Raw genomic sequence first — 13008 nt, forward strand, 5'->3', positions numbered from 1 at the left:
AAGCTTTTGGAGGTGGTTCGGCCGGACTGCTCAGATGAAATCTTTTGGATACCCAGGAGAATGGCATCGTGAGCGGAGAACGGCGGAACCAACGGGCTGTAGCGCAGCTTGGTAGCGCACTTGACTGGGGGTCAAGGGGTCGCAGGTTCAAATCCTGTCAGCCCGACCAGCAGAAGAACCCCGCCATTCCCGACCAGGGAATGGCGGGGTTTTCTGTTGTCGGCGGCCGTTCACCTCGCGGCTGGTGACACGCTTCGCCGGTCCGGCCGTGCACCCGCAGGTGGCTGGTTGCAGGTGGTGGAACCTGGGGCGGGGCGGGGCGGGGCGTGCCCCGGGTGTTTGTCAGCCGCTCAGGAATGGGATGAGGAGCGGGTTGATGCGGTCCGGGAACTCATAGTGTGCCAAGTGTCCGGAGCCCTCGATTTCGTGGTACTCGATGTCGGACAGCAGATCTCGCAGCCTGCTCATCGATTCCCGAGGAATCTTCTGGTCGAGTGTCCCCCAGGTGAGCAGCAGCGGGATCGCTTGGTTCCCGATGGTCCGGTAGCAGGAGGTTGCGTCCTTCAACGCGTCGCCCCGGAGGTTGGACAGCATTGCCCTCCGCTTGCCGCGGTAGCGGAACTGCTCTGTCACCCGGGGCTGGAGCTCAGCCTTGGTGTCGGCGTACACGACGGCATCGGAGAGGTCGGCCAGCTTGCGGTCAGCCACCACTCGCAGGAGAACCTCTCCAACGATCGGCGTCACCATGAGCCGGTAGAGCACACGCCCGGATCCGGGAAGTTCGTCGAAGAGGGGTGCCAGCAGGGCGAGGCGGCCGACCGCCCCTGGATTTTCGGCAGCGAAGCAGGTGGCAATGCTTCCTCCTTGGGACGTCCCCACCACGCGGACTGGGTACGCGATGCCGAGACGGTCCAGCAACTCCGCGAGTTGAACGTTGTAGAAGTGGCGGTCATAGCTCGGCAGTCTCGGCCTGTCCGAGAAGCCGTGACCGAAGAGGTCGTATCGGAGCACGCGGAATCCGGCGTCGCACAGAGGCCCAACTGTCCGGTCCCACGTGATGTATGGAGCCGCGTTGCCGTGGATGAGCACGACCGTCTCGGCGTCCGCGTCGCCCCGGAGTTCGTAGTGGGTGACGCCTGCCGGAAGCTCCACGAAACGGCCGGGCAGTCTGCTTCGTGTTTCGACCGTCAGATCCTGCGGCCTGGTACCAAACATCTCGGCTTCTTCCTGTCGTTAGCCGGGGCATGGGGCGACCCGGGTGCGGGGTGCTCCCGGCGGGGGGAGTACCGCGGATCCGTCGTCATCCGTGGGCTGCAGAAGCCTCGATGCGGTCGATAATGCGCTCGTAGAGCGTCGCATCATTGATCTGTACCCGCAGCGTCATGCGGGTGCCGCCGGCGTCCGATTCGAACTCATGGGTCAAGGTGTAGAGCGCCGTCTCGTGGTGGTGGCCCTTGGTCCCGCCCAGCGACATCGTCGGATGCATCGCGACTATGATCCGGCCCGGAAGGACCTCGACGTACTCGATACGGTCAGCCTCCTCAAGCACCCCCGACTTCATGGACAGGTGCGCGGTCGTCCCCACGCCGCCCGGGATGACATCGGCATCGACAACATGCTCCGGGTCTCCCGCGAACAGCTGCTGCGGATCGAGGCAGTAGGCGAACCCCGCGCTCGGTGGAGCGTTGATCTCGATCGACTCCTCGGCTCTCGTCGTCACGTCAGTCACCATTCTCACCCCCCTCTCGCCACCAAGATCAACAGTTGTACAGCGCGATCCGGCCCGACAGGGTATAAGGTCCCACACGCTCATTCGGACACGCCTTAGCTGCCTTGACAGAGACAGACGAAGAGATACTCTTCGTCCGGGTCCCATGGAGCGCCCACAAGCCCGCACCCGTTGGTCCTGACCCCAACCGTGCCGCCGAACGTGGCACCAGAATTGGCACGAACTCGGCGTCGTCCAGTGGTGTCGGAGCCGCGCCGCCTTCGGAAAGCGACGGCGCCCGCCTACTTCAGGAAGCGCGACGTCCGGCGGTCGGCCAGGATCCTTCCCTGCGTCTGGCATCCGGGACAGTACTGCAGGGCCGTGTCCGCGAAGGACACCTCGCGGACGGTGTCCCCGCATACCGGGCACGCTTCCCCGGCCCGCCCATGGACCCTCAGGTGGCTCCGTTTGGTGTCCTTGAGCTCACCGGGTGCTTTGCCGCCGGCTTCCCGCAGCGCTGTCCCGAGAATGCTGTGGATGGCGTCGTAGAGCCGCTGGACCGCATCCCGGTCCAGCGACCTGGCAATGGCGAAGGGCGACGTCCGGGCCGCGTGCAGGATCTCGTCGCTGTAGGCGTTTCCGATCCCGGCAATCACGCTCTGGCTGCGCAGGACACCCTTGATTTGCTGCGAACTCGAACCGAGGACCCTGGCCAGGGCGTCGGCGTCGAACCCGGCACTGAACGGATCCGGTCCCAGCGCGGCAATACCGGGAACGTCGGAGGGGTCCCGGACCACGTACACCGCCAGGCTCTTCTTCGTTCCGGCCTCTGTCAGGTCTAGATCCGAGGGGCCTGTGTCACTGGAAAACGACAGCCGCACCGCCAGGTGTCCTTTTCCCATTTTCAAGGGGGTGCCCGTGGGCGCGTCGGTGAAGCGGACCCAGCCGGCCCGGGCCAGGTGGAAGACAAAATACAGCCCGCCGGCGTCCAGGCTGACGAACTTGCCGAAGCGCCGCACCCCGGCCACGGTCCGGCCCTCCAGTTCGGAGATGGGGGGATCCGCCGTCTTGAGCACGGCGAAGGAGACGACCTGGATCTTCGTGACAGCAGCGCCGAGCAGGTGCGCGGCCAGGAAGTCCGTGAGGGCAGCCACTTCCGGAAGTTCGGGCATTGCCTAGCCGTTACCGGGGATTTCCGTCATCGCCCCATCATGTCAGAGTCCTGCCCGGGCCCCGCCGGATATGCCTATACTTTCAGCGGCGGACAGTTCACGTGCCCGCCGTCGATATTGGTGATTGACCCGATGAAAGGCCCGTCATGAGCATCATTCCCGAAGAGCTGTCCTACACCGCGGAACACGAGTGGGTTTCCGCCCCGAACGCCGACGGTGTCGTGCGTGTGGGCATCACTGATTTTGCCCAGGACGCCCTCGGGGATGTCGTCTATGCCCAGATGCCGGAGATCGGCACGACCCTCAAGGCCAACGACGTCGTCGGCGAGGTTGAGTCCACCAAGAGCGTCAGCGACATCTACGCCCCGGTTTCCGGGGAGGTGGTCTCCCGCAACGAGGCCCTGGACACCGATTCCGCCCTGATCAATTCGGATCCCTACGGCGAGGGCTGGCTGATGGAAATCAAGCTGGCGGAAGCCGACGCGATCGAGTCGCTCCTCAGTGCATCGGAGTACGAACAGCAGGTAGGCTAAGGCAAAGCCCATTTGGGCCGGGTCGTTAAGACAGCCGTTGGGAAACCAGCCAACAAACGTCCCGCCGAAGGGTTGGATCCCGGATTTGCCAGGCACTTCCGGACGGCATGCGTTGTTTGCAGGGGGGACACCTGCAGCGAATGGAGGAATCAATGTTTGGGCACGAACGCAACAGCACCGGTGACGGTTTTGGCACGGGTGGAGTAAAGGCTTCGGAGACCACGTCGATCAACCTCACGCCGGTCCGCGAGGAACCCACCATCACCCCGAAGCTCTCGGCTGAGGAGTGGTCCGCCGTCGAGGCGCTGCCCTACGGTTCAGCCCTGCTGGTCGCGCACAGCGGCCCGAACATGGGCGCCCGCTTCCTGCTGGACTCGGACGTCACGACGGCGGGCCGGCACCCGGACGCCGACATCTTCCTTGATGACGTCACGGTCTCGCGCCGGCACGTCGAGTTCCGCCGCACGGCGCGCAGCTTCGAAGTGGTGGACACCGGAAGCCTGAACGGCACTTACGTGAACCACGACCGCGTCGACAGTCTCGAGCTGAAGTCCGGCAACGAAGTGCAGATCGGAAAGTTCCGCCTCACCTTCTACCTGAGCCCTGCCCGCGCAGCAGGCAACGTCTGATTCCGGGGTAGCTGCCTGTGGCCATGGCACAAGCGGAACGGCGCGGACCCCAGGTTCTGAACATCGGGGAAGTCCTGGCTCAGCTGAGCGACGACTTCCCCAGCATGACGGCGTCGAAAATCCGGTTCCTTGAGGAAAAGGGACTGATCAACCCCCGGCGGACCCCGGCCGGGTACCGGCAGTACGCCGAGAACGACGTCGAGCGGCTGCGTTTCGTGCTCGCCCTCCAGCGGGACCAGTACCTGCCGTTGAAGGTCATCAAGGACTACCTCGACGCGATCGACCGCGGCGAACGTCCGGAGAACCTGCCTCCGGGCGTGTCGGTCTCGCCGCGGATTGTCTCCGACGAGCTGGCCGCCGAGCTCCAGAACCGGGTCCGCCGGCTCAGCGAGGAACAGCTCCGGACCGAGTCCGGCGCCAGCGTGCCGCTGCTTGAGTCGCTCCTGAGCTACGGCCTGATCGGCCACGTCAACGGCAAATTCGATGAGCACGCACTCCAGGTCGCACGCGCGTGCGTCCAGCTGGAGAGCCACGGCCTGGAACCACGGCACCTGCGGCCGTTCCAGGCCGCCGCCGAACGCGAGTTCGGGCTGGTGGAGCGCGCGGTGGCCACCCTGACCTCCCGCAAGGATGCCGCCTCCCAGGCCCGTGCCGCCGAGGCTGCCCGGGAGATCAGCGAGCTGTGCCTGACGCTGCACCGCGCCCTGGTCCAGGACCGCATCTCTAGGATGGACATCTGATGATTGAGGTCGAAATTGTAGGCGTGCGGATAGAGCTTCCGTCCAACCAGCCGCTCGTGCTGCTCAAGGAGATCCACGGGGAGCGGCACGTGCCGATCTGGATCGGCACCCCCGAGGCCAGTGCCATCGCCCTCGCCCAGCAGGGGGTCGTGCCGCCGCGCCCCATGACCCACGACCTGCTGATCGACGTCGTCGAATCCCTCGGCCACACGATCGTCAGCGTCAACATCGTGGCCGTGGAGGACAACATCTTCTACGGGCAGCTCCAGTTCGAGAACGGGACCACGGTCAGTTCCCGGGCCTCCGACGCCCTCGCGCTGGGCCTCCGCGCCAAGTGCCGGATCTGGTGCGCCGACGCCGTGATGGACGAGGCCGGTGTGCGGATCACCGAACACGACGAGGGCGAGGACACCCACCCGGGCCCCGCCGTCGACGAAGAAGGGGAGCTGCGCCGTTTCCGCGAGTTCCTCGACGACGTGGAACCTGAAGATTTCGCGGGTTGACATCACGTCAAGAAGTCGGGGATGAAAGTTTCGACACGCCCCGGCAATACCCCGAACGTCTTTGACCTTGGGCCCCTGCAGGCCTAACGTCAGAAGTACAAGTTCCCATTGCACACAACAGCCGCTCAGGTCACACTGGAAGGTGCAGCCCCGGCGGAATGACACGGATGAAATTTTGTTCACCCGTGGTTTTTTCTCGCTGGAGATGACCGGCTGTTACTGCAAATTTCCGCAGGGGAGCCATGACAAGGAGGATCCACGTGAGTCCGAATGGCGAAGCGGGCGAGCTCAACCAGCCCTCGACGGCCGGTGTGGCCGTCCCGGCCAGCGGTGCCCAGGGCCTGCTGTTCACCGAGGATCTTCCTGTTCTGGACGAGGATGCGGGCTACCGGGGCCCGACGGCCTGCAAGGCGGCAGGCATCACCTACCGCCAGCTGGACTACTGGGCACGCACGGGGCTGGTCGAGCCCGCCGTCCGGGGAGCCGCAGGTTCCGGTTCACAGCGCCTCTACGGATTCCGCGACATCCTGGTCCTCAAGGTCGTTAAGCGCCTCCTTGATACCGGCGTTTCCCTGCAGCAGATCCGATCTGCCGTCGAGCACCTCAGGGAGCGCGGGGTGGAGGATCTCGCCCAGATCACCCTGATGAGCGACGGCGCCAGTGTGTACGAGTGCACCTCGGCCGACGAAGTCATCGACCTCGTCCAGGGCGGACAGGGTGTTTTCGGCATCGCCGTCGGCCGGGTCTGGCGGGAAGTGGAAGGCAGCCTCGCGGCGCTCCCCAGCGAACACGTCAGCGTCCAGTCCTTTCCGGACGACGAACTCAGCAAGCGCCGGGCCACCCGCAAGATCAGCTAGGCACCAGCCACACCAGTACCCCCAAAAGCAACGCGGGGTCACCTAACGCCCATCCATCATGCCGTGATGGGCGCTGGGTGACCCCGCGTTGCTGTTGCTGGGGGGTCCAGGGGTGGGACGTGCCTAGCGGCGGACGCGGTCCCGGACCCGGGGTGCTCTCGACCGGCCGTCCGTGGCCAGCAGGTTGGCCAGCAGGGCGTCAAACAGGGCGGCAGCGTTCCTGGCCGAATCCCCGGGCCAGTGGTGGATGGAGTGGGCGGCACCCTGGATTTGCTGCCAGTTGGCCTGCTCCGGGATGTGCGGTGACAGCAGCAGCCCGCCGAACATCGACTCCATTTCGGAGAGCCGGAAGGTGTGCTCGGCGGATCCGGTGCGCACCCGGTTCGCGACGATGCCGGCCGGGGAGAGGTTCGGGGCGAATTCCCGGCGGAACAGCTGGAGGGCCCGCATCGTGCGTTCCGTGCCCGCAACCGAGAAGAGCCCGGGTTCGGCCACCAGGGTGACCTTGTTGCTGGCGGTCCAGGCCATCCGGGTTAACCCGTTCAGGGAGGGAGGGCAGTCCACGAGGACCAGCCCGTACTTGTCCGCGCCGGCCAGCACTGCAGAGAGCCGGCGCAGGTCGCGGCGGCCCAGGTCAGGGCGGTCATAAATGCCGGTGTAGGCGGAGCCGACGGCCACATCCAGAACGGCCGGCGGGGAGCCTGCGGGAGCCCCGCGCTGGGCGGCAGCGCGTTCCACCCAGCCACTGGGGACCACGTTTTCGGACAGCCGGGCCCGCCGGGGGGCCTTGAGCATCCGGCCGACGTCCAGCTGGCCTCCCGGCCGGACTCCGAGGGCCGTACTCGCATCCGCGTGCGGATCAAGGTCGACGACGAGGGTGGGGATGCCGGCGGCCAAAGCCGCGGACGCCAATCCGGTGGTCACCGATGTCTTGCCGACGCCGCCTTTGAGGCTGCTGATGCTGACTACTTGCACGTGAAAAACCAATACCTAACGCCGGTTGCCGGGACGGGGTCCTGCCGGCTCCTGCGTTCTCCGGAGCCGTGGCGGGCATGCGCCGCCCGCCTTCTCATCATATGGTGCCGCCCCGCCCAAACCTGCCTCATCCGGTGCCGGGGCGGCAGATCACGGATAAGCTTCAACCGGGCCGGGATCCGGCCCTGCTTGATCTACTTGCCACATGTATTTGCCCAATCCGGCGAAAGTGACGCGAGTCGCTGTGACGGCCGCCACATGGATTTGTGTTTGTCCGTGCACGTCTTAGACACTGTGACCAATTAACCGGTACACCCGCGATGATGCAGGAGAAGTATGTTTTCGAAGATTCTGGTGGCCAACCGCGGCGAAATCGCGATCCGTGCCTTCCGCGCCGGCTACGAACTCGGTGCCAAAACTGTAGCCGTCTTCCCGAACGAGGACCGCAACTCCATCCACCGCCAGAAGGCTGACGAGGCCTATCTGATCGGTGAAGAGGGCCACCCCGTCCGGGCCTACCTCGACGTCGACGAAGTGGTGCGGGTGGCCAAGGAATCCGGGGCCGACGCCATTTACCCCGGATACGGGTTCCTTTCCGAAAACCCGCGCCTGGCCCGGGCCGCGGTCGCGGCCGGCATCACGTTCGTGGGGCCGCCCGCCGAGGTCCTCGAACTGGCCGGCAACAAGGTCGCAGCCCTCGAGGCTGCCCGTAAGGCCGGCGTCCCGGTCCTGAAGTCCAGCCAGCCTTCCAAGGACCTGGACGAACTCATCGCCGCCGCCGACGAGATCGGCTTCCCCATCTTTGCCAAGGCCGTTGCCGGCGGCGGCGGGCGCGGCATGCGCCGCGTCGAGACCCGCGAAGGCCTTCCCGAAGCACTGCAGGCAGCCATGCGCGAAGCCGACGCGGCGTTCGGGGACCCGACCATGTTCCTGGAGCAGGCCGTGCTGCGCCCCCGCCACATCGAGGTCCAGATCCTGGCCGATGCGGAGGGCAACGTCATGCACCTCTTCGAGCGCGACTGCTCCATCCAGCGCCGCCACCAGAAGGTCATCGAGATCGCCCCGGCGCCGAACCTCGACGAAGGCATCCGGCAGGCGCTCTACCGCGACGCAGTGAAGTTCGCCAAGGCGCTGAACTACGTCAACGCCGGCACCGTGGAATTCCTCGTCGACACCGTGGGGGAGCGGGCGGGCCAGCACGTCTTCATCGAAATGAACCCGCGCATCCAGGTCGAGCACACCGTCACCGAAGAAGTCACCGACGTCGACCTCGTCCAGGCACAGCTGCGCATCGCCGCCGGCGAGACCCTCGCGGACCTGGGCCTCTCCCAGGAGACGGTCCAGCTCAAGGGCGCCGCACTGCAGTGCCGCATCACCACGGAGGACCCGGCCAACGGCTTCCGGCCCGACGTCGGAAAGATCACCGGCTACCGCTCGGCCGGCGGCGCCGGCGTCCGGCTCGACGGCGGCACCGTCTACTCCGGCGCCGAGATCAGCCCGCACTTCGACTCGATGCTGGTCAAGCTGACCTGCCGCGGCCGCGAGTACCCGGCCGCTGTGGCCCGGGCGCGCCGGGCCCTCGCCGAGTTCCGCATCCGCGGGGTCTCCACCAACATCTCGTTCCTGCAGGCAGTTCTGGACGACGCCGACTTCATCGCCGGCAACGTGGCCACCTCTTTCATTGACGAACGCCCGGAACTGCTCAAGGCCCGGGTCTCCGCTGACCGCGGCACCAAGCTGCTGACCTGGCTCGCCGAAGTCACCGTGAACAAGCCCAACGGCGAGCTCACGGTGCACACCGATGCCGCCGCGAAGCTTCCGGCCCTGGCGGACGCCCCCGCCCCGCAGGGCTCCCGCCAGCGGCTGCTGGAGTTGGGCCCGGAAGGGTTCGCGAAGGCGCTGCGCGCACAGAACGCCGTGGCCGTCACGGACACCACGTTCCGTGACGCCCACCAGTCCCTGCTCGCCACCCGGGTCCGCACCCGCGACCTCGTGGCGGCGGGCCCGGCCGTCTCCAAACTCCTCCCGGAGCTGCTCTCCGTCGAGGCCTGGGGCGGCGCCACCTACGATGTCGCGCTGCGCTTCCTCGGCGAGGATCCCTGGGACCGGCTCGCCGCCCTGCGCAGGGCGCTGCCGAACGTCTGCCTGCAGATGCTCCTCCGCGGCCGCAACACGGTCGGCTACACCCCGTACCCGGAGGAGGTGACGGTGGCCTTCGTCAACGAGGCCGCCGCCGCCGGCATCGATATCTTCCGCATCTTCGATGCGCTCAATGACGTCAACCAGATGGCCCCGGCCATCCGGGCCGTCCGCGAGACCGGCACGGCTATTGCGGAGGTGGCCCTGTGCTACACCGCTGACATGCTGGACCCGGACGAGACGCTCTACACCCTGGACTACTACCTGGAGCTGGCCGGGAAGATGGTCGACGCCGGCGCGCACATCCTGGCCATTAAGGACATGGCCGGGCTCCTGCGTCCCGCCGCCGCTGCCCGCCTCGTGGCGGCCCTGCGCGAACGTTTCGACCTTCCGGTCCACCTGCACACGCACGACACCGCCGGCGGCCAGCTGGCCACCCTGCTGGCAGCGGTCGACGCCGGAGTGGACGCCGTGGACGTGGCCTCCGCCCCGCTCGCCGGCACCACCAGCCAGCCCTCAGCCTCCGCGCTGGTGGCAGCCCTGGCCCACACCCCCCGCGACACCGGGCTGAGCCTGGCGAACGTGTGCGCCCTGGAACCGTACTGGGAGGCCGTCCGCCGCGTCTACGCACCGTTCGAATCCGGCCTTCCCGGCCCCACCGGGCGCGTCTACCAGCACGAAATCCCCGGCGGCCAGCTCTCCAACCTGCGCCAGCAGGCGATCGCGCTTGGCCTCGGGGAGCGGTTCGAGGCCATCGAGGACATGTACACCGCAGCCGACCGGATCCTCGGCCGGCTTGTGAAGGTCACCCCCTCCTCCAAGGTCGTCGGTGACCTGGCCCTGCACCTCGTGGGACTCAACGCCGATCCCGCGGACTTCAACGAGAACCCGCAGAAATACGACATCCCGGACTCCGTGATCGGATTCCTCTCCGGTGAACTGGGCGATCCTCCCGGCGGCTGGCCGGAACCGTTCCGTACCAAGGCGCTGCAGGGCCGCACCGTCAAGGTCCGCGACGTCGAGCTCAGCGCCGAGGACAGTGCCGCCCTGAGGTCCGATTCCAAGACGGTGCAGCAGACCCTGAACCGGCTGCTCTTCGCCGGTCCCACCAAGGACTACCAGAAGAGTGTGGAGTCCTACGGCAACCTTTCGGTGCTGGACACCCGCGACTACCTCTTCGGGCTGCAGCGCGGCGCCGAGCACGAGATCGAGCTGGAGAAGGGCGTCCGCCTCATCGCCTCGCTCGAAGCGGTCTCCGAACCGGACGAGAAGGGCATGCGCACCGTAATGTGCACGCTCAACGGACAGTCCCGCCCGGTGGTGGTGCGTGACCGTTCCGTAGTCAGCAACGTCAAGGCCGCCGAACGCGCCGACACCTCCCAGCCCGGCCAGGTGGCCGCGCCGTTCGCCGGCGCCGTGACCCTGACGGTCAAGGCCGGCGATGAGGTCAAGGCCGGCGACACCGTCGCCACGATCGAGGCCATGAAGATGGAAGCGTCCATTACGACGCCGGTCGCCGGCACGGTCTCGCGCCTCGCCGTGGGCGCGATCGAACAGGTCCAGGGCGGAGACCTGCTGCTCGTCGTCGAATAGCCGCCACACACCACTGCCCGGCGCCCCCGCGCAACAACGACGCGCGACACTGACGCGTGACACCAAAGAAGGGTCCTTCCGGCCGAGAGGCTGGAAGGACCCTTCTTCTTAAAGCAACGCGGGGTCAGATACGGCCCATCCGAAGCCTCCGGATGGGCCGTATCTGACCCCGCGTTGCTTGGGTGGTGATGCTGTTTAGACCCGGCTTGTGCGCGGGGCGCCGTACATTTCCTCGATGACGTTCTCGTAGTCCTTCATCACCTGGGCGCGCTTGACCTTCAGCGACGGCGTGAGGTGACCGGAGGCCTCCGTGAAATCGGCCGGCACGATCCGGAAGGACTTGATGGCCTCGGCCTGGGATACCGACTGGTTGGCGCCGTTGATGAGTTCCTGCACCGCGGCCTTGACCACCGGGCTGTCGGTGGCCTCGGCAAGGGTTGTTGAGGAGGGCAGCCCGTGGCGGTGCAGCCAGCCGGGCAGGGCCTCCTCGTCGAGGGTGACCAGCGCGCCGATGAAGGGACGGTTGTCACCGACCACCAGCACCTGTGAAACCAGCGCGTCGGAACGGATCTGGTCCTCCAGGAGGGCCGGCACGACGTTCTTGCCGCTGGCCGTGACGATGATTTCCTTTTTGCGCCCTGTGATGGTCAGGAAGCCCTGCCCATCGAGCTCTCCGATGTCGCCGGTCCGGAACCAGCCATCGACAAAGGACTCGCCGGAGAGGTCTTCACGCTTGTAGTAGCCGCGCATGACACACACGCCCTTGACGAGGATCTCGCCGTCGTCGGCGATCTTCACGGCATTGCCGGGAATCGGGGCGCCGACGGTGCCGATCTTGATCAAATCCGGCGTGTTGACCGTGACAGGGGCCGTGGTCTCGGTGAGCCCGTAGCCTTCCAGGATCTGCATGCCGATGCCCTGGAAGAAGTGACCCAGCCGCTCGCCCAGGGGGCCGCCGCCGGAGACGGCGTGGGCGACCTCGCCGCCCATGGCCGCGCGGAGCTTGCTGTAGACGAGCTTGTCGAAGAGGGTGTGCTTGAGCTTCAGTCCCAGTCCGATCTTGCCGGCCTGGCGGGCGCGGGAGAACTCGATGGCGGTGTCCGCGGCGCGGTGGAAGATGGCGCCCTTGCCACCGTCCTCTGCCTTGGTCAGTGCCGAGTTGTAGACCTTCTCGAAGACCCGCGGCACTGCGAGGATGAAGGTCGGCTTGTAGCTCTGCAGGTCCGGCAGCAGGTTCTTGATGTCCGGCGTGTGCGCCACCGTGACGCCGGCGGCGACCGCGAGCACCGAGATGTAGCGCGCGAACACGTGGGCCAGGGGCAGGAACATGATGGTCCGTGCGTGCTCGTGGACGATCGTGTTCAGCGACGTGGCGAGCGAGTTTTCCGAGAGTTCCACGAAGTTGCCGTGGGTCAACTCGCAGCCCTTGGGCCGTCCGGTGGTCCCCGAGGTGTAGATGATGGTGGCGAGGTCCTCGAGGGAGGCCAGGCTGCGCCGTGCCTCCAGCTCCTCATTGCTGACCGTCGCGCCGGCGGCGCGCACCTCGTCCAAGCCGGTTCCTTCGAGCTGCCAGACGTGGGCCAGCGCGGTGAGGCCTTCGGAGGTGGCGGCCTGCCGGATGACGGTCTCATGGTGGGCGGACTCGCCGAACGCGGCGACGGCGCCGGAATCGCCCAGGTTCCAGGCGACCTGGGAGGGGGAGGAGGTCTCATAGATGGGCACGGAGACGGCACCGGCGAACCAGATGGCGAAGTCGATGAGGCTCCATTCATACCGTGTGCGGGACATGATGCCGACCCTGTCGCCGGCGGCCACGCCGCTGGCCATCATGCCCTTGGCGAGCAGGGACACATCGGCCAGGAAATCGGTGGCCCGGATGTCCTGCCATTCTCCGGCCGCGTCCAGGCGGGAAAACAGGGCCGGATTGGATGCCTTCGCCGCCTGGCGCAGGACCAGGTCGGTGATGTTCATTTCGGGGGGGACTGTGACCAGGGGCGGGACACTTATTTCTCGCACGTTAGCTCCTTTGATATCCATGGACCCGCTAGGGGTACGGCTAACACTAGTATGCGGTCGAAGGCATGTGTTTTCCACCACACCTACTGGCGAGTAACCTTACGGTTTGGTAACCCCTGGTTCCGGCCGGAGCGGGGATGCGG

At 66.5% G+C, this 13008-nt stretch carries 11 protein-coding genes and 1 tRNA gene; 7 read left to right on the top strand and 5 right to left on the bottom strand.

Features of this window, described 5'->3' with window-relative positions; genetic code table 11:
- Positions 1–92: 92 nt before the first annotated feature.
- Positions 93–169, top strand: a tRNA-Pro gene (locus ACZYX4_RS10585).
- Between the two features lie 173 nt (positions 170–342).
- Here the strand turns inward: ACZYX4_RS10585 and ACZYX4_RS10590 are convergent.
- From ACZYX4_RS10590 to ACZYX4_RS10600, 3 genes are all read right to left on the bottom strand, one after another.
- Positions 343–1152 (bottom strand): alpha/beta fold hydrolase, encoded by an 810-nt coding sequence (locus ACZYX4_RS10590; RefSeq protein WP_463875624.1) that lies wholly within the window; start codon positions 1150–1152, stop codon positions 343–345.
- A gap of 148 nt (positions 1153–1300) precedes the next feature.
- Positions 1301–1720 carry an SRPBCC family protein gene (locus tag ACZYX4_RS10595; protein WP_463875625.1) on the bottom strand — a complete coding sequence of 140 codons (420 nt, stop codon included), beginning with the start codon at positions 1718–1720 and terminating at the stop codon, positions 1301–1303.
- A gap of 290 nt (positions 1721–2010) precedes the next feature.
- Positions 2011–2880, bottom strand: a complete 870-nt coding sequence (locus tag ACZYX4_RS10600; protein WP_463875626.1) for an Fpg/Nei family DNA glycosylase — start codon at positions 2878–2880, stop codon at positions 2011–2013.
- A gap of 146 nt (positions 2881–3026) precedes the next feature.
- On the opposite strand from ACZYX4_RS10600, the gene gcvH reads away from it, so the two are divergent.
- The 5 genes from gcvH (at position 3027) to ACZYX4_RS10625 (ending at position 6142) form a co-directional block, all read left to right on the top strand.
- Positions 3027–3413 carry a glycine cleavage system protein GcvH gene (gene gcvH, locus ACZYX4_RS10605; RefSeq protein WP_463875628.1) on the top strand — a complete coding sequence of 129 codons (387 nt, stop codon included), beginning with the start codon at positions 3027–3029 and terminating at the stop codon, positions 3411–3413.
- 152 nt (positions 3414–3565) lie between these two features.
- Positions 3566–4042: an FHA domain-containing protein gene (locus ACZYX4_RS10610; protein WP_463875630.1), complete on the top strand. Its 477-nt coding sequence runs from the start codon at positions 3566–3568 to the stop codon at positions 4040–4042.
- A 23-nt stretch (positions 4043–4065) separates the two neighbouring features.
- Positions 4066–4782, top strand: coding sequence for a transcriptional regulator FtsR (gene ftsR / locus ACZYX4_RS10615; RefSeq protein ID WP_463875631.1), 717 nt, complete (start codon positions 4066–4068; stop codon positions 4780–4782).
- Positions 4782–5285, top strand: coding sequence for a bifunctional nuclease family protein (locus ACZYX4_RS10620; RefSeq protein WP_463875632.1), 504 nt, complete (start codon positions 4782–4784; stop codon positions 5283–5285). Before ftsR ends, ACZYX4_RS10620 begins: the two co-directional genes overlap by 1 nt.
- A gap of 260 nt (positions 5286–5545) precedes the next feature.
- Complete coding sequence (locus ACZYX4_RS10625) at positions 5546–6142, top strand: MerR family transcriptional regulator (protein ID WP_463875634.1); 597 nt, start codon at positions 5546–5548, stop codon at positions 6140–6142.
- A 123-nt stretch (positions 6143–6265) separates the two neighbouring features.
- On the opposite strand, the gene ACZYX4_RS10630 is transcribed toward ACZYX4_RS10625, so the two are convergent.
- Positions 6266–7117 carry a ParA family protein gene (locus tag ACZYX4_RS10630; RefSeq protein ID WP_463875636.1) on the bottom strand — a complete coding sequence of 284 codons (852 nt, stop codon included), beginning with the start codon at positions 7115–7117 and terminating at the stop codon, positions 6266–6268.
- Positions 7118–7453: 336 nt separating this feature from the next.
- Here ACZYX4_RS10630 and ACZYX4_RS10635 point away from each other — a divergent pair, with 336 nt between their 5' ends.
- The gene (locus tag ACZYX4_RS10635; protein ID WP_463875637.1) at positions 7454–10849 is read left to right on the top strand and encodes a pyruvate carboxylase; all 3396 of its coding nucleotides are present in this window, start codon (positions 7454–7456) and stop codon (positions 10847–10849) included.
- A 195-nt stretch (positions 10850–11044) separates the two neighbouring features.
- On the opposite strand, the gene ACZYX4_RS10640 is transcribed toward ACZYX4_RS10635, so the two are convergent.
- A complete protein-coding gene (locus tag ACZYX4_RS10640) occupies positions 11045–12865 on the bottom strand; it encodes an AMP-dependent synthetase/ligase (RefSeq protein WP_463875639.1) in 1821 nt (606 codons plus the stop codon).
- Between the last annotated feature and the right edge of the window lie 143 nt (positions 12866–13008).

The sequence above is a fragment of the Pseudarthrobacter leeuwenhoeki genome (genome assembly GCF_055412885.1).